The sequence below is a fragment of the Colwellia sp. BRX10-4 genome, assembly GCF_014077465.1.
In the GTDB taxonomy this organism is placed as follows: Bacteria; Pseudomonadota; Gammaproteobacteria; order Enterobacterales; family Alteromonadaceae; genus Colwellia_A.
Genome location: NZ_JACGVZ010000018.1, coordinates 24,587 through 42,338 on the forward strand (window position 1 = coordinate 24,587; position 17,752 = coordinate 42,338).

The following is a 17,752-nucleotide window of genomic DNA, read 5'->3' on the forward strand; positions in this document are numbered from 1 at the left end:
TTATGCATTGTACATTCTAGTCTTCATAAACTCTCTCTTGCTTGAACTTTCATCTTTAATACTGTGTAAATTTACTCATCCATCATTTGACCGTATAAAAAAACCTATTAAAGTCCCGATAATCTTGAAATTAACTAACATATTGTCTTACTGTATTTATTTCAGTATCCACTTTTGTCGTTCTGAATTATTTCATTTCCATTGTCGTCATGCTGAATTTATTTCAGTATCTGGGGTTTGAGTTGTTAAGGTCGAGATCCTGAAAAAAGTTCAGGATGACGGAGTTTGAGTTCATGCTGAATTTATTCAAGTTACCATTCTCATCGTTCTGAATTATTTCATTTCCATTGTCGTCATGGTGAATTTATTTCAGTATCTGGGCTTGGAGTTGTAAGGTCGAGATCCTGAAACAAGTTCAGGATGACGCCGTTTGAGTTCATGCTGAATTTATTAAAGTTACCATTCTCGTCGTTCTGAATTATTTTATTTCCCACTCTCGTCATGCTGAATTTATTTCAGTATCTGGTCTTGGAGTTGTTAAGGTCGAGATCCTGAAACAATTTCAGGATGACGGAGTTTGGGGGTAGGAGAGATTAAATGGACACTCACTTTAATTTACTAGCTTTGATTTTGTTAAAGGGTTTGATTGTCAGTAGGCTGACTTCTCCAAAAGAAGGGATGAACGCCTAAGCCTCTTTAGGCTCAGAGAGCGCTTTTGCATAAGCTCGCATTAAACCATATCGCAACCCCCAAGCCGTTATTCTATAATTTTTTATACGGAACTAGGGAGATAATTAGTATGTTAATTAACTATTCTGATATTAAATCCTATTTTATTTCTTATTAACATCAATAATCACACTAAGCTTGTTAAATTTTGCTTGATTTTATGTTAATATTTTTACTCTATTGAAGGGAATTCGATACGACAAAGATTGTTTAATTTTATTTCCCTTCTAAATTTTAAAAGGAAAGTAAAATTGAAGTATGTAAATCTAGTGATGATAAGCGTTTCTTTATGTTTATTAACAGCATGTTTAGAAGTAGAAAACGACAATAATAACGAAGATGTAGTGCAAGTAATCCAAGCACAAAATGAAATTCTTAGTGGTACTAACAATTCTATCATTCCTGGTACTCCTGCCGCTTCTGTTACATTAACGGGTATCGTTGTTAATGCATTGGATAACCAAGCCGTATCAACCTCGAACATTACAATTATTGCCGCTGATGTTGTCCTCGTCGATAGCGTTAGCTTCAACGGTGGCGAGTTTAAATTAGAAAACCTTCCTGCTAATTCTGATATTGAAATGATTATTGAAAGTAGCAATAATGAATTTTTATCACGTGCATATTTCATTAATACGGGTCATTCAAATGCAGTCAATACGGCCAATGATTTTGGTCAATTTGAAGTTTCTACAGCTAAAGATATGCAAATAACGGTGATTAATAAAACATCAGGATTGCCTCTTACTGGATTAGCGTTTAAAGCTTCATCTCATTACGGTACCAGTTCAAGATCGAATAAGTATCAACATCACTCAACTTATAATGAAGCCAATGGCGTTTACCATATCACCATACCAAAGTTTCTCAATATTATGGTTAGAGCCAACTTAGATCTCAATAAAGATGGTGAAATAGATTATAATCCTGAGTTAAATAACAACATTAGTAGTAATGAATTATATTTTTTATCATCGAATAGTGATGAATCATTAACGCTTTATGTTGAAGAAAAAATGCCGTTAAAAGAGATTGAATTTCGCATTACAATGATTGATGCAAGTGCGAATGTTCTTTTAGGTGCTGAGTTATTCTCAACAGACTCTGCGGGTACGCAGACGACTTCTACTTTTGATGCTGCAACACAACAATATGTAATATCAGCAATGTTTGGTGATTACTCACAAGTAGAAATCCCTTCATTTATGGCAAACGATATCTCTTATCAAAGTGCTTCAATATCACTGAATAAGAACGATGATGACAGCTTAAGAGTCAACATTTCAGGTGCTTTAGAAAACTGTTGTTATAATATCGCTAATACTGACGTTGTTGAGTTAGCCGTTATGCCAAGAATTGTGACTAATGATAGTTCTTCTTTAGAGGTCGTTATTGCGGCAAATGAAGTAAACTATATAGATAAAAGTTTCAGTATATTCTACTCTCAAGCTATCACCACATCAGTAAATAGCTTGTCACTTATTAATACTTCTGGTTTTACTGTTGTTAAAGGTAATGATTCATCGACTGATGTTATTTTACCCGGCACTACAGTTGTTAGTGGCATGGTAGATATTCCTGTTTCATTTGAGACTAGTTTAAATGACACTAAACTTACGATTACGCCGGTTAACTCTTTGTCTAAAGGCCAAAATTACCAATACAATGTCGGTAACTTAGTTGTGAAGTCTACAGAAAAGTCTGTCGATGTTTATAATGATTCACTTTCGTTTTATATCGAAAATAATGATGACTTTGATATTAATGACGTGCATTTAGATAACAATAACTTTACCAGCAACGGAAATGCGATTACTCTCTCCAATTCAGCGGGTGATAGTTCTTCACCTTCAAATTATGATCGCAGTGTTTATTTATATCTACCATCATCAATTGAAACGTTGCAAAGCTTTTCAATGCGTCTTTACTCGGTAACAGAAGACGGCGTCAGTTATAATTCAGTAAGAAACTTTACTCTTGTTAGAGATAGTAATACTAATAATGTTTCACCATTGGGACTAGTCAAGCTTGCTGAAAATGAAACATTAATTACCGAAAGTCTTCAAACGTCGATTGAAACAGGAACCGCTCAATTAGACAATCAGAAAGTTTACCGCGCCTCAACGTCTATATACGCTTCTGATAATTTAGATAGCTCGGAAAATAGTCTAACGTTTGAATATGCTTATCAAACAAAAGCGGGTGATATTGTTACGGGTACTATTAATCTCCCGGTACAATAAATATCAGTGATGATTATTTTATATCAGTAAGTTTAGTCTGATTAATTTACCTTTAAAACCCGCTATCTAGCGGGTTTTTTTATTTTAAATGTAGCTTGTCTTATTGCCGCTGTAGCATTGCTAATAAAATGCCAGGGCAGTGTGTAAAAACGTTAAGTGTTGTTCATTGCGTAAGTCTCTAATATGCAACCTAGAGAATGAAAAAGCAGACCCATGAATAAGTCACGACTGGTATGACGCGAAGTCGCGCCTTTGTGAAACGAGTTTCACCGGACCGGGCTAATTATATCGAGTAGCAGGTCTATGTGTTTAAATTCTGACCAGATTGTTTGCATTTCACCCCGATTGTTAACGTTTTTCAATATTGTTATCTGCCACTAGATAGCCATTATATTGGAGTGAGCAAGCTATGCGGGGGCGCAGTTTAAGGTTTTACCTGTCATTTTACTCGCTAATTTATATTATAGTCGTATCGAATAGGCTGTGCATAAGCGTTTAACATCGCTAATGTTGCTGCTATTAAGTCAATTTTGCAAAAAAAACAAGGAGGTAGTTACCAATAACCTTATATTTTATAAGCATTAATTTGAAGGTGGTAGTCTAAGTGAAGGTAATATTCAGTCTTTATTTTTTACTTAGTGGTATATGCTTCATTTTGATGGTGTCTCCAAATGTACTTGCTCAATCGATTGTTACCCCTACTTATATTTTATATGAAAATTCAGCAATTAATCCAAAAAATAGTCCTCTAGTACTGCCTATAACTCTCCACTACAATTTTGCTTCTATTGAATTACTGATTGAACAAGAAGTCGGTCGAATCGTTTTACCTCAAATTTATAAAAATATTGGAATAGATATTACTATTAAGCCTTTACCTGCTAAAAGAGCGGAATTATTAGCGAGTATAAAGCAAAGTGATGGCGAAATAATGAGAATTTGGTCCTACGCAGATGAGAACAAAGAAATGATCAGAGTTCCTACTCCTTATTATTCTTTGCAAACTATGCCATTTAGCCTCGCAAGTAAGCAGCTCAATATTGTCAGTAAAGATGATTTAAAAAGATATAAATTGGCCAAAATTAGAGGTGTAAAACACACCGATAATATAACGAATGGCTTAAGTCATGTTGTCGAAATGAATAGCACTGAAAATATGTTTAAAATATTACAAAGTGGCTTAGTTGATGTTGTCTTGACCAATACTACAGGCGGTCAGCTAATCTTGAAAAAGTTGGGTTACCAAAACATAATTCCTGCAAAAATGCCATTAGCTGTTTTTCCTCTTTACCATTATATACATCAGAAAAATAAAAAATTAGTCCCTCTTATTAACCAAGAAATAATGCGTCTGCGACAAAGTGGTGAATTAGAAACGTTAATTGCATTAGCTGATAAGCAAGTGATCAGTTTAATCCACCAATAATTGCTATATGTAACTCTGTTAATTACTATCGTTCTTAAATCCTTTCTCAATACTCCTCACTAACGTCTTCATTTTATGTTTTTTTTGCAGATGTGATGGTATCCTGATGTGCTTATTTTTAAGATAATTAAATAACTTTAAAAGGATGTTAAATGAAATTTTCATTAAAAATTCCAATAATATTGATGCTTTTTATCAGTAGCTCTGCCTTTTCTGCTAATGAAGTACAGATCAATGCGCAGCAAGTCAATACAGAGTGTTTATCGAAGCAATGGCATAAAAAAATCTACTGCAACTCAAAGAAGATAAATTTATCCTTGAAAACAAAGCAGAGAAAGAAGCTTTAGCACTACAATTATTGGCTTGTTTAGCAAGCCCAGATGCTGAAATAATAGATGGTGTCGCTTTTGAAGCATTAAGTTATTGGTTGCGAAACGAACACCTTAGCCAAGCAATACATATTGAAATGTTTAACTACTTAACTCGTGTTTTAGAATCGAAAGTAGCTGACACTTCTGGTGTCTATCAGTCATTCTCAATCTTGGTCTTAGCTGAAGTGGTTCGTGTCGATAGGCACTCACCTTTTTTAAGCGCTGAGCAAAGAGATTATTTAGTTAATGTAGGTACAAGTTTTTTAACTAATGTAAAAGATTATCGCGGTTTTTCAACTAAAACTGGTTGGCAACATAGTATAGCTCACGCTGCAGACCTTATGCTGCAATTGGCGTTAAACCCTAAAGTTAACAAAGCGCAACTCGATAAGATACTGGTCGCTTTAGCTAGCCAACTTACTGCTAATGATCAACATTCATATATTCAAGGAGAGTCAAAACGTATCGATATGGCTGTTATATATGTTTTTTTACGAGCACAATACTCTGCTGATGATTTTAACCTTTGGCTTAGTAAAGTGGTTAACCCTGCTCCTTTCAATCAATGGCAAGATGTTTATCAAAGTGAACAAGGGTTAATTAAATTACATAACACACAGAGTTTTTTATACGCGTTATATGCCACAATTAAACCCAGTCAGAATAAAGTATTAACTGAAATGTCTACCTATTTAGAGCAAGTCATTAAAGCGACTAAATAACGTCAAATTGTACAGTTTAATGGTCATTTTAATCAATGTAAAAGCAAAGATAACCATTATCATCAATGATTTTCGTAATATCAACAATAGCTAAACTCACGGAGTGAGCGTTTAATGAATACTAGAATTAATAAGAATACTTATATAATCAAAGAGCATGTTGGCCTATTTAAAGCGGCAAATAATTACGATATTTATGATCCTGAAACAGGGAATATCATCATGGAATGTCGAGAGCCGAATTTAGGCTTTTTTACTAAAATGCTGCGTTTCACTGACTATAAAACCATGACACCTTTTGATGTTCAAATACGAACGCCTGACGATCAGCGTATTATCCGAATTCAGCGTGGTATCTCTTTATTTATTTCAAAAGTAACTGTTTTTGATTGTGACGGTAATGCGGTTGGTTACTTTAAACAAAAATTATTTTCAATCGGCGGAAAATTCGATATCTTTGATAGCCAAGACCAACTTGTCTGTCAGTTAAAGGGCAACTGGGTTGGTTGGAATTTTCGCTTTATGGATGGCAATGATGAACTTGCTCATATATCGAAAGAATGGGGTGGCATAGGTAAAGAGTTATTTACCAGTGCAGATAATTACGCATTAAAAATTTCTGCTGATGTTCCTGAAGATCACCCGATTAGAAAGTTGATCCTTGCTGCCGTAATGTGTATTGATATGGTTTTAAAAGAATAATGGTAAGAGGAAACATTTAATAATGGCAGTTATTACTTTTGTGAGTCAACTTGCCCAGCAAGAGCAAGATGCTTGGTTAGCACTATTATCCACTAAGCTTCCAAATGAAGCTATTAAGCTTGATAAAGACTTATCTGTTGAGCAAAAACTTCAATGCGAAATCGCTATTGTTGCTAATCCAGATGCTGATATCTTGTCACAATACCCCAAACTCATATGGGTACAGAGCCTATGGGCAGGGGTCGATGCGCTAGTTTCGCAATTAAGCGATAATAGACCAACGCCAAGCTTTAAGCTCGTGCGTTTAATTGATCCAATATTAGCGCAAACCATGAGTGAGGCGGTATTAACGTGGGTGCTTTATCTACATCGTGATATGCCAAAATACTTACAACAACAAAAATCAGCACAGTGGCTACAACATCGCTATTTACTGCCACAAGAGCGCACCTTAGGTATTTTAGGTTTAGGTGAATTAGGCAAGTTGAGCGCGTTACGTTTACATGATAATGGCTTTAATGTGCTTGGTTGGAGTCAAAGTGATAAGTTAATTAATGGCATTACATGCTATTCAGGAGACGAGGGATTAGTGACTATGGTTAAGCAAACAGATATTTTAATTTGTTTACTACCCCTTACTTCAGCCACCTACCAACTCATCAACGATGATCTGCTGACAAACCTACCACCAGGCGCCAGTATTATTAACTTTGCTCGAGGGGGGATCGTCGCTAATCACGACCTTATTATTCACTTAGCCAATGGCAACCTTGAACATGCAATTCTAGATGTTTTTGAACAAGAACCTTTAGATAAAAGTGATGATTTATGGTTGAATGAAAAAATTACGGTTCTTCCCCATATTTCTGCGCCGACACATTTTGAAAGTGCCGGTGAAATTGTGACCCATAATATTAAACAATATCGAAGTAACGACCAGATACCTTTTTATATCGACTGGAATAAAGGTTATTAATATTTTTGATTAGCGATTTGCTATTGCCATCATTCTTGATGGCAATAGTTAACTATTATTGAGCCGTGAGTCTGACTAATGCGACTTAGCCATCGGCATTAATCGTCGCAATAAGTTCGGCAAGACAAGCTTCATTTTGATCATGTGGAACTTGACAGGTTCCCGCCGCATTATGTCCACCACCATTGTATTTCAACATAAGTTCACCGACATTTGTTTTTGCACTGCGATCAAAAATAGATTTACCGGTAGCAAAAACAGTATTTTGTTTTTTAAGCCCCCACATAACATGTATTGAAATATTACATTGTGGAAATAAGGCATAAATAACAAAACGATTACCCGAGTAAATAATTTCTTCTTCTCTTAAGTCCAGCACAACTAAGTTATTGTGTATGGTTGCACAGCGCTTAATTTGCTCTATAAATTTTTCTTCATGCTCAAAATAAAGATCGGTGCGTTCCTTAACATCAGGGAGTGCGAGTAATTGGTCAATGTTGTGATCTTTACCAAAATCAATTAAGTCCATCATCAGTTCATAGTTCGAAATCCGAAACTCTCTGAAACGACCTAAACCTGTGCGTGAGTCCATAATGAAATTAAGTAATTCCCATCGCTTGGCATGCAAAACTTCTTCTTTATTAAATTGTGCTGAATCTCCCTTATCTACCGCTTCCATCATGCTTGTCCAGCTTGCGGGAAAAGTTTCTAGGCCACCGTAGTAGTCATAAACAACGCGAGCAGCTGAAGGCGCATCAGGGTCGATAACATGGTTATCTCGTTTCTTATTACGAAGTGTCTCACTATGATGGTGATCAAAAGCGATATGAACACCGTCAACATAAGGTAAGTTGGTGGAAATATCATCTGGCCCAACCGCTATCTTTCCATCTTGCATATCTTTGGGGTGAACAAAGAGAATACCGTCAACTAAATTAATATGTTTGAGTAAAATAGCACAAACTAAACCATCAAAATCACTACGTGTTACTAAACGGTATTTTTTATTATCCGACATTTATCATCTCCACTATATAGATTTTTACACTCTGTTATTTAACACTATATTGTTTATATAAGCATAATTAAAGTAGATTAATGCGCGGAATCAACTTTAAGGTTAAATAAAGTGCTCTATGTGTAGATTCTTTTATCTCGATTCTTTTATCTCAATTCTATTTGAAAAGTCTATGCCTAGGCTTAATTTCCTATGTATTGCTCTCGCATTAACCTAATGAACAAACCAAGCTATTAGTCATTTCAGACCAGTTAGCGTTCTCCTGCATGGTTTCTGTTAAAGTAAGAACTTGTCAGCGGCTTGATATTTTGCTTAATGCAAGGGTAATTTTGCTGGAATACCTTTATGAGTCTTTATAAAACTTCCTATACCTGCTTGAACGTTATTCATACCTAATTGGGAGAATAAACAAGTTATTGTATAATTTTAGCGATCGATAAAAGCTACGTTTCTGATAAGAAATACAGTGTTGAGTAGAGCTTGGATTGAGCAAAGTACCTCAAAATAAAAAGGAAAAAAGAAACGATTGAATATCGTTACATTTTTCCTATTTATTTTGAGGTAAGGCGGCAGTTAACCAATGAGAACGTTGACTATCTGGCGGCATTATATATTGATCTATTATCCCGCTTCGGTTGCTAATATTTCGCGAATATTTATTGTTTGCTGATATTGTACAAAATTTATTTCTTGTGACGTTCTGGCAAGAACAGCCATGCGATCGGCGAGCTCATTACCTTCAATATTCGCGTGACCTTTAACATGAGTGATAGCAATATGTTTTTTAATTTCTTGATAGAGTGTATAGCAAACCTTGACTAACTCTGGATTTTTAATCGCTTCGCCATTTGCTTTTTTCCAACCTTTATTTTTCCATCCTGTTGCCCATTTCGTGATGCTGTCGATGGAATATTTTGAATCCGACAGTACTTGAATGGTTTTATCAGGATTGGCTTCAATATAAGCTTTTGCCAATTTAAAGGCTTGTAACATACCAATTAACTCAGCGGTGTTATTAGTACCATTGGCGTTATAGGCTCCATACCAAAGGCTATGAATTTCACCTTGATGATAAACAGCGACACCAGTCCCTGATTTTCCAGGGTTGGGCGAACACGCACCGTCACAATAAATATCGATATTAGCCTTAGTGACTTCACGATCGCTGCGTACTGTGCTGCTAGCAGGTTTTGCTGAAGCTGTTGCTCGACTTAATGATGAACTTGCAGTTTTAGCCGCAGCGGGGTATTTAGCTCCGTTGCGTGGTGGTGTTTTTAAGGATCGCTGGGTTAATGCTTTGGTGTAAGTTGACTTAAAAGCGGCTTCTGCTTCAACTTGTGAAGGAAAGCCCATAAATTGAGCATCAGCACGCCCTGATGTTACTGATTGAACCGTTGTCCAGTTGTCAAAGACACCCGTTTTTGAACCTTTCCAAACCACGTAATATTTTTTACTCATTATGCTACTCAGCTTATTTTAGTTTGTTCTTGGCAGATAACGACCATATTAATAAAACGATACCAGCGATAAAGAATGGAATACTCAGCATTTGCCCGGTATTTAACGCCCAAATCGACTCGTAGGCAGCTTGTTTAACTTTTACTGACTCGATTAAAAATCGAGCGGTAAAGGTTAATATTAAAAATAAGCCTAATAATGAACCCTTTGGCGTTTTATCTTTTGATTTTTTATAGATAAAGAAGAGAATAATAAAAATCAGTAAATACGCAATCGCTTCATAAAGTTGCGCAGGGTGGCGAGGTATATTATCAATACGCGCGAAAATAATAGCCCAAGGCGTATCACTGGCAACGCCTAATATTTCAGAATTAACAAAGTTAGCTGAACGAACAAATACACCAAAGAGTGCGGTACAAATAGCTAATCGGTCGAGCAGCCATAAATAGTTTTCTTGATACTTTCTTGCGTATATACCTAATGCAATAATAAGTCCTAAACCGCCGCCATGGCTAGCAAGACCACCTTCCCAAATGGCCAGTATCTTTAAAGGATTAGCAAAGTAATATTGAGGATCGTAAAAGAAACAATGGCCTAAGCGAGCACCAATAATTATACCAAATACAGAATACATCAGTAAGTTGTCCAGAGCCTCTAGGTTTTTGTGCTCTGTTTGATACACCCATTTCATCACCTGTAAACCCGATATAATAGCAGCAGCAAATAGCGCGCCATACCAATGAACGCTTAAAGGACCTATAGAAAGTAAAACTGGATCAATATCCCAAATAAAATGTTGCAATGAAAAAAACCTTATTTATACGTATGCAGTGATTGAGTTGTTGATGAATAACAACCATAAAGTCGCTATTATGTCAGTCAATTAGCGATAAAACGAGAGCAAAGTTGTAATGAAAAATTATAGTTTAGGTAAGAGTGAACTCCAGTCATCACGATTAATCTATGGTTGTATGCGAATTGCAGGTGATCAATCAGTTAATGCTATCGATAAAGGCAAACGTGCGGTGCAGAGCGCGATTGATGCTGGCTACAATCATTTTGATCATGCTGACATTTATGGTGAAGGGGCAAGTGAACAATTATTTGGTGAATTGTTAAAGCAATTGCCGCACCTGCGAGAAAAGATGATTCTTACCTCGAAAGCAAGTATTCGTCCAAAAAACAATGAAAATACTTATGCGCCAACACGCTATGATTTTAGCAAAGCATATCTTTTATCGAGTGTAGAAGGCTCTTTAAAGCGTTTGCATACCGAGCAACTCGATCTTTTTTTATTACATCGCCCTGATTATTTATTTGATATCAATGAAGTCGCCGAAACGTTTAAGGAACTTAAAGATAGCGGTAAAGTTGCGCATTTTGGCGTAAGTAACTTTAAACCCTCACAAGTAGCGATGTTACAAAGTGCATTAGATTTGCCGTTATTGGTGAATCAGATAGAAATTAATATTCATAATGTTGATGCATTAAATGACGGCACTTTGGATCAATGTCAACAAGATAAACTATCGCCAATTGCCTGGTGCCCGCTAGGTGGCGTTGCATATTCTGCATGGGGGAATACCTTTTCAGTTGAAGATGAACAACGTATCGCCGAGGAGTTAACTTCGCAAGCACAAGTGTATAACTGTCAACCTTGGCAAATTATTCTTGCTTGGTTACTAAAACACCCCGCAAAGATATTTCCTATTATTGGTTCGACCACACCAGAGCGAATTATTGCTGCAAAAGTAGCACTAGAGCTTAATTATAGCCGTGAAGATTGGTATCGATTATTTGAAGCGAGAAATGGTAAAGCTGTTCCCTAGCGAGGAAGATGAATCGATATTGAATCGTTTTTCGCGCTAACTAAAGTAAGTGGGCAATTATATAACAGTATTTATTTATCGTTTATCGATAAAAATAGATTGATAAGCATATTTCTTCTGCTATATTAGGCTTATTGAATGAATTTAGGTTATAAATTTTATGTTAGCGCATCATAGGATTAACAAAGTAAGTAAAATAGTTAGGGCACTCGTTGCACTGTTTGTTGTTATGCAAGTTTTCAGCTTTACGTTTTTATTACTATTTGGGGTTAATAATGAAGGCACTTTTGAGCTAACTGACAATTTTTCATTTATCTCTTCAGCGGTCAATATCGACTTTTCAGGTAGCTGGGAAAATTTAGCGTTAGCCTTAACCGATGAAGGTTTTAACGTTTTGCTTATACTAGGCAGTGCAGATTTGTTGCCAAGCCTTTTAATTTATTGGTCTTTGTTTAAGTTATTTGGTTTATATCAGCAGGGTTTAGTATTCACTGTCGCCAATATTCAATGTATTAAAAATATTGGTACTGTGCTATTAGCTTGGATTGCCTTAAAGCTTCTTTATCCAATAGTGGTAACCTTAGTCTTACGATTTTCAGGAGCTTCTGATACGTTATCGTTATACATAAGCTTAGGCTCTGATGAGTTAAGATTTTTATTAATTGGTTTAGTGATATACGTGATAGCTTGGATAATGAGCGAAGCGACTAGCTTGCATCAAGAGCAGGAGTTAGTTATCTAGTGGCTATGATTATAGAACTGGACGTTATGCTCGCAAAACGTAAAATGAAATTAAACGATCTTGCTTTGTCAGTAGGCATAACGCCACAAAACTTATCTGTACTTAAAAGTGGTCGAGCAAAAGCGATACGGTTTTCAACGCTTGAAGCCATATGCCAAACACTAGATTGTCAGCCAGGAGATATTTTACTTTATGAAAAAGATCAATAAACAAGGAATGATGATGAACAAATCTATAGCGATAATGATTACCTGTGGAGCCTTAGTGAGTCACCTAGTAAGCTTTTCGGCATTAGCAACTGATGATGAATCGTATGCTTTTGTTGGTTTTGGTCTAAGCCATTATGATAATTTGGCCAACTTAGCCTTAAGTGAAACTCAAATTGATCTTGTTCCTGAAGTTTATCTTGGTGTCGGTAAGCGTTATCAATTGAATGAAGACTGGCAGCTAGTGACAGAGGTTTCAATTCATTATGCCAAAGCACATTTTAGTGGCTTAGCTGAAAATGTTGACGCCAATCATTTATCTAAAGAACTGCAAGTTTCTTCGGGTAATTATCAATCACTGGGATTATGGGCAACTTCTCGTTTTAACTATGTTAGCCTAAGTGATAATGTATCACCATTTATTGAACTAGCCCTTGGTGCGGTGCACACCAACCAGAGTGCACTTTTTGGTGAAGAAAAAAATCAGCAGGTTGCTTATAAAACCATCGCTGGTCTAGAGTTTGAGGTAGCTGACAAAATGACTTTTTCTATTGGCGTTGGTCTTTCAGACAACGATGACCACCTGTAAATAAGTCGATGCTATTATTGGTATCGCTAAGATTGAGTTGCCTTGTTGGTGGCTTTTTTTCTGTCTTTAATATAGTAAAACCAAGTTACCACAAAGAGTATGGCAATAAAGGGCATACTCGTAAGAACTACTGTATGCCAACCCGCTTTAAATAAAACCCAACCAGCGAGTAACGATGCAGTTGCTTGTAAGCCAAAAATAATAAAGTCATTAATTGCTTGTACTTTGTGTCGTTCACTAGGCTTATAACTTTGCGGCAGTAAGGTTGTACCGGTCAAAAATAAAAAATTCCAACCTATGCCTAATAAAATCAGTGCCCACCAATAGTGCATAACCTGCTCGCCAGAAAGTGCCACAACAGCGACTAACGCATAAATCACTGTGCCAATTAACATTAAGCTTTTCAAGCCGATCCTTTTTATTAACCAAGCGGTAAAAAATGAAGGGATAAACATCGCGGCAATATGGCTTTGAATTACCCATTTTGTCTCGTGTAAGCTATGACCGCTCATCTGGTGCATGCTCAAGGGGGTTGCTGTCATTAAGTAACTCATTAAGGCAAAACCAATGGCCGCTGATAATATTGCAATAATAAATATAGGTTGTTTGATAATTTCACTCAATGGGCGAGTGTCGCCCACTTGTTGATGAGATTCAATCTGGGTGTTTTTAAAATTCAGCATAATAATCATCGCACAAACGATTAATCCAGCCAACACTAAAAATGAGCCCGCATATCCATAGGGAGATGCTAACCAATCTTTTGCGACTACGGCTATTTCAGGGCCTAGAAAAGCCGAAAAAATGCCACTTAGCATTAAAATCGACAACACGGTTGGAATATCTTTATCGTCCTTAATACTCTCAATTGCTGCAAAACGTAATTGCTGGATAAATGAGGTACTAATACCAAAGAGTAAACCAGCAAAGACAAAAAGTTCAAAATTAGCAATAAGTGCAGAGACCATTGCCGTTAAGGTCGCAACTAAACCAACACTATAACCGGTAAAAATCGCAAAGCGGCGACCTTTGTTTTTTGCCAACATAGCCGCAGGAATAGCACCACAGGCTACCCCTAAAATCATCACGGTAACGGGTAGAGTCGCTAAAGAGGGATCACTTGCCATACGGGTCGACAATATACCACCAATAAAAACAATCACAGGTGATGCCGCCATAACAAGGGGTTGGGCAATAAAAAGCAGCCAAATATTTTTAGGTAAAGTGAAATATCGTGATAAGAAAAAAGCGCTGACCATGAGTAAGGCTAAGGTAATATAGATATTGGATAACATAGCGATTCGTTTTGAAAATTATTCTTGAACTATCATAGCGTATTATTTTTAGTGACGAGAGAATAATTTATCTTGGTTTTTATGCTTCAACTGATAAACTGCCTGCGTTGAAAATTAGCTAAACATTGTTTTAAGGTTGTTATGAAATTTAGTCCACTGGTTCAAGAATTAATCAATTCACTAAAATGTTTACCGGGTGTTGGCGCTAAATCGGCGCAGCGTATGGCGTTTCATTTACTTGAACGTAATCGTATTGGCGGCGCTAAGCTAGCGGGTACATTAAAAGTGGCGATGGAAAATATTGGTCATTGTTCACAATGCCGAAATTTTACTGAAGATGATACCTGTGAAATCTGCCAAAGTGCTAAGCGGCTTATAAACCAGCAGCTCTGTATTGTTGAAAGTCCTGGTGATGTTATTGCTATAGAACAAACAGGGGAGTTTCAAGGACGTTATTTTATATTAATGGGGCACTTATCGCCTCTAGATGGTATTGGCCCCGATGATCTTGGCTTAGATATATTAGAGAAACAGCTGGCGACAGATAAGTTTAAGGAAATCATATTAGCAACCAATCCAACGGTTGAAGGAGAAGCTACCGCACATTTTATTGCCGAACTGGCTAAAAAATATCAAGTGGTTATTTCTCGAATTGCTCATGGTGTGCCTGTTGGTGGTGAACTTGAATATGTTGACGGTAATACCTTATCTCATGCCTTATCAGGACGTAAGAGCTATTCATTCTAATATTGAGTAAATTTATGCTTTGAACTCATATTCAAAGCATATTTATAAATTTATTTTACCTAAGAAACATCACATTCCCTTGAAATAATTTCTCTTAGCCCCACATGTTATCTATCAACGTGAGCATCATATTTGCATGCTCTCTTTTAAACACCGATAAATGTAGGATATATTTCAAATGTCAGAAACAGGCCAAAAAGAAAATCATCAGTTTGCAACTGATAACGCTAAATTACTTAAATTAATGATCCATTCACTTTACTCAAACAAAGAAATATTCTTACGTGAGTTAGTGTCAAATGCGGCCGATGCTGCTGACAAACTTCGCTTTAATGCACTTTCAAATGCTGAACTATACGAAGGTGATGGTGATTTACGCGTACGTGTTAGTTGCGATAAAGAAAATAATACGCTTACCATTTCTGATAACGGTATTGGTATGACGCATGATCAAATTATTGATCATTTAGGTACTATTGCTAAATCAGGTACGGCTGAGTTCTTCTCGCAACTTTCTGGCGATCAAGCTTCAGACTCACAACTTATTGGTCAATTTGGTGTTGGTTTTTATTCGGCATTTATCGTTGCAGACTCAGTAACTGTGCGTTCTCGCGCTGCTGGTGTTGATGCATCCGAAGGTGTTGAATGGACAAGTGCTGGCGAAGGTGAATTCACCACAGCTAAAATTTCAAAGACTAATCGTGGTACCGATATTATTCTTCACTTAAAAGAAGAAGAGCAAGAATATGCTGATGATTGGCGCTTAAAATCAATAGTAACTAAGTACTCAGATCATATTTCTGTTTCTGTTGAAATGTTAACACCAGCAGTTCCTGGTGTTGAAGCTGTTGCTGAAGTTAAGGATGACGAAGACAATGTTACTGTTCCAGCGGCTGAAGCGGTTGCTGAAGTACCTGCAAAATGGGAACCGGTCAATAAAGCCACTGCATTGTGGACTCGTGAAAAATCAGAAGTTTCTGATGACGAATATAAAGAATTCTACAAGCATGTATCACATGACTTTGGCGACCCACTTGTCTGGGAGCACAATAAAGTAGAAGGTAAAACAGAATATACATCATTACTCTATATTCCAAGTAAAGCGCCATTTGACATGCATAACCGTGAAAAACAACATGGTTTAAAACTCTTTGTTCAACGCGTATTTATAATGGATGACGCTGAACAGTTTATGCCTACGTATTTACGTTTTGTAAAAGGTTTATTAGATTCAAATGATTTACCGTTAAACGTTTCTCGTGAAATTTTACAAGATAACAAAATTACCCAAGCGATCCGTAAAGGCTGTACTAAACGTGTACTTAAAATGCTTGAAAAACTAGGTAAAAAAGACAAAGAGCAATACCAGTCATTTTGGAACGAGTTTGGTCAAGTATTGAAAGAAGGCCCAGCAGAAGATCAAGGTAATAAAGAGCAAGTTGCAAACTTATTACGCTTTGCCTCAACAGAGCATGATACTGCGGTTCAAAGCGTTTCAATTCCTGAATACGTAGCACGTATGAAAGAAGGACAAGAAAAGATTTACTATGTTGTTGCAGACAGCTTTGAAGCGGCTAAAAACAGCCCGCATTTAGAAGTTTTCCGTAAAAAGGGCATTGAAGTATTATTAATGTCTGACCGTATCGATGAATGGTTAGTGAGCCACTTAACAGAAGTTGATGGTAAGCAATTACAATCGGTCACGCGTGGTGGTTTAGACTTAGGTGATATGGAAGATGAAGAGTCAAAACAAGCGCAAGAAAAACTTGAGCAAGAGTTTGATTCTGTTGTTACCCGTATAAAAACATCATTAGCTGGTAAAGTGAAAGATGTTAAATTGTCGCAACGTTTAACTGATTCTCCAGCTTGTATCGTTGCTGATGAGCACGACATGAGCAGCCAGATGATGAAGCTTATGCAATCAGTTGGACAAGAAGTACCTGATGCATTACCTATCTTCGAAATCAATGCAGAGCATGAGTTAGTAAAACATGTTGCCAATGAAACTGATGATGAAAAATTCAATCAGTGGACGCAAGTATTGTTTGAACAGGCGATGTTAGCTGAGCGAGGTAGCTTAAAAGACCCAGCAAGTTTTGTTGCACGTTTAAACAAATTAATGTTGAGCCTTACTAAGTAAGCTTTTAATGTTTTTCAGTGTACAGATTAAGAAAAAGGAGCTTCGGCTCCTTTTTATATTTAAATCAGTCTACTTTATTTGTGGCTTTATTAAACAGTGTTTGTAGTTGCTCGATACTTTTATAACCATGACTCAATGAATATTGGTCACCGCGAACGATCATCACTGCTGGAAATCCTCTAAAAGTAAGCTGCTCGCCTTTGTTATCTTTGAGATCGTCAAAAACAAAACTTGAAAGCATAAAGTTGATGGTTTCTCTGACAGGAATAAACTGCTCATTCAATATTTTAGCTAGGGCGGGATCAGTAAAAACATCTTTTTCCATTGCAGCACAAGTGGTACAAAAGCGCATTTTAGCAAAGACAAAAATTGGTTTTGTCGAGTCCATCGCACGCGCATCTTGATAACTATGCCATTCAACTTGAGAGGTATATAAAGTTGATGAAATAGCCGCATAGAGGCTTGGTATTAAAATAATGGCAGCAATTATTGCGATAAAAAATTTATTCATGGGCTTTTCGATAATATAATTGAACAAGTAACCACTAGACCCACTATT

General features: G+C 36.6%; 17 protein-coding genes. 11 read left to right on the top strand and 6 right to left on the bottom strand.

The genetic code is table 11. The annotated features are described in order from the left end of the window. Positions 1-980 precede the first annotated feature (980 nt). The 5 genes from H4J67_RS13885 to H4J67_RS13905 all read left to right on the top strand — a co-directional run bounded on the left by H4J67_RS13885 (position 981) and on the right by H4J67_RS13905 (position 7,169). Positions 981-2,972 (top strand): hypothetical protein, encoded by a 1,992-nt coding sequence (locus H4J67_RS13885; protein WP_182204050.1) that lies wholly within the window; start codon positions 981-983, stop codon positions 2,970-2,972. Positions 2,973-3,630: 658 nt separating this feature from the next. After that, positions 3,631-4,398 (top strand): ABC transporter substrate-binding protein, encoded by a 768-nt coding sequence (locus H4J67_RS13890; protein WP_182204086.1) that lies wholly within the window; start codon positions 3,631-3,633, stop codon positions 4,396-4,398. Between the two features lie 358 nt (positions 4,399-4,756). Beyond that, positions 4,757-5,491 (top strand): DUF2785 domain-containing protein, encoded by a 735-nt coding sequence (locus H4J67_RS13895; RefSeq protein WP_182204051.1) that lies wholly within the window; start codon positions 4,757-4,759, stop codon positions 5,489-5,491. 114 nt (positions 5,492-5,605) lie between these two features. Beyond that, complete coding sequence (locus H4J67_RS13900; RefSeq protein ID WP_182204052.1) at positions 5,606-6,193, top strand: LURP-one-related/scramblase family protein; 588 nt, start codon at positions 5,606-5,608, stop codon at positions 6,191-6,193. 22 nt (positions 6,194-6,215) lie between these two features. Next, the gene (locus H4J67_RS13905; protein ID WP_182173239.1) at positions 6,216-7,169 is read left to right on the top strand and encodes a glyoxylate/hydroxypyruvate reductase A; all 954 of its coding nucleotides are present in this window, start codon (positions 6,216-6,218) and stop codon (positions 7,167-7,169) included. Between the two features lie 85 nt (positions 7,170-7,254). On the opposite strand, the gene H4J67_RS13910 is transcribed toward H4J67_RS13905, so the two are convergent. The 4 genes from H4J67_RS13910 to lgt all read right to left on the bottom strand — a co-directional run bounded on the left by H4J67_RS13910 (position 7,255) and on the right by lgt (position 10,447). Beyond that, positions 7,255-8,187, bottom strand: coding sequence for an exopolyphosphatase (locus H4J67_RS13910; protein ID WP_182173236.1), 933 nt, complete (start codon positions 8,185-8,187; stop codon positions 7,255-7,257). Positions 8,188-8,499: 312 nt separating this feature from the next. Next, the gene (locus H4J67_RS21275; protein WP_404842798.1) at positions 8,500-8,604 is read right to left on the bottom strand and encodes a DUF2789 family protein; all 105 of its coding nucleotides are present in this window, start codon (positions 8,602-8,604) and stop codon (positions 8,500-8,502) included. A gap of 204 nt (positions 8,605-8,808) precedes the next feature. Then, the gene (locus H4J67_RS13920) at positions 8,809-9,645 is read right to left on the bottom strand and encodes a ribonuclease H family protein (RefSeq protein WP_182204053.1); all 837 of its coding nucleotides are present in this window, start codon (positions 9,643-9,645) and stop codon (positions 8,809-8,811) included. A 13-nt stretch (positions 9,646-9,658) separates the two neighbouring features. Further along, a complete protein-coding gene (lgt, locus tag H4J67_RS13925) occupies positions 9,659-10,447 on the bottom strand; it encodes a prolipoprotein diacylglyceryl transferase (protein WP_182204054.1) in 789 nt (262 codons plus the stop codon). Positions 10,448-10,556: 109 nt separating this feature from the next. Here lgt and H4J67_RS13930 point away from each other — a divergent pair, with 109 nt between their 5' ends. The 4 genes from H4J67_RS13930 (at position 10,557) to H4J67_RS13945 (ending at position 13,011) form a co-directional block, all read left to right on the top strand. Next, positions 10,557-11,474 carry an aldo/keto reductase family oxidoreductase gene (locus tag H4J67_RS13930; protein WP_182204055.1) on the top strand — a complete coding sequence of 306 codons (918 nt, stop codon included), beginning with the start codon at positions 10,557-10,559 and terminating at the stop codon, positions 11,472-11,474. A gap of 160 nt (positions 11,475-11,634) precedes the next feature. Further along, the gene (locus tag H4J67_RS13935) at positions 11,635-12,216 is read left to right on the top strand and encodes a DUF2975 domain-containing protein (protein ID WP_182173224.1); all 582 of its coding nucleotides are present in this window, start codon (positions 11,635-11,637) and stop codon (positions 12,214-12,216) included. Next, on the top strand, positions 12,216-12,425 hold the full coding sequence (locus tag H4J67_RS13940) for a helix-turn-helix transcriptional regulator (protein WP_070376211.1): 210 nt from the start codon (positions 12,216-12,218) through the stop codon (positions 12,423-12,425). Before H4J67_RS13935 ends, H4J67_RS13940 begins: the two co-directional genes overlap by 1 nt. After that, positions 12,409-13,011 carry a hypothetical protein gene (locus H4J67_RS13945; protein WP_182173221.1) on the top strand — a complete coding sequence of 201 codons (603 nt, stop codon included), beginning with the start codon at positions 12,409-12,411 and terminating at the stop codon, positions 13,009-13,011. Before H4J67_RS13940 ends, H4J67_RS13945 begins: the two co-directional genes overlap by 17 nt. Positions 13,012-13,037: 26 nt before the next feature. On the opposite strand, the gene H4J67_RS13950 is transcribed toward H4J67_RS13945, so the two are convergent. Next, entirely contained in the window at positions 13,038-14,306 is a 1,269-nt protein-coding gene (locus H4J67_RS13950) for an MFS transporter (protein WP_182204057.1), read from the bottom strand. Between the two features lie 141 nt (positions 14,307-14,447). Between H4J67_RS13950 and recR the strand changes: the two genes are divergently transcribed. Beyond that, entirely contained in the window at positions 14,448-15,053 is a 606-nt protein-coding gene (gene recR, locus H4J67_RS13955; protein WP_182173215.1) for a recombination mediator RecR, read from the top strand. 178 nt (positions 15,054-15,231) lie between these two features. Beyond that, positions 15,232-17,193, top strand: a complete 1,962-nt coding sequence (gene htpG / locus H4J67_RS13960; RefSeq protein ID WP_182204058.1) for a molecular chaperone HtpG — start codon at positions 15,232-15,234, stop codon at positions 17,191-17,193. A gap of 64 nt (positions 17,194-17,257) precedes the next feature. Here the strand turns inward: htpG and H4J67_RS13965 are convergent, their stop codons facing one another. After that, positions 17,258-17,704 carry a DUF255 domain-containing protein gene (locus H4J67_RS13965; RefSeq protein ID WP_182173209.1) on the bottom strand — a complete coding sequence of 149 codons (447 nt, stop codon included), beginning with the start codon at positions 17,702-17,704 and terminating at the stop codon, positions 17,258-17,260. Positions 17,705-17,752 lie beyond the last annotated feature (48 nt).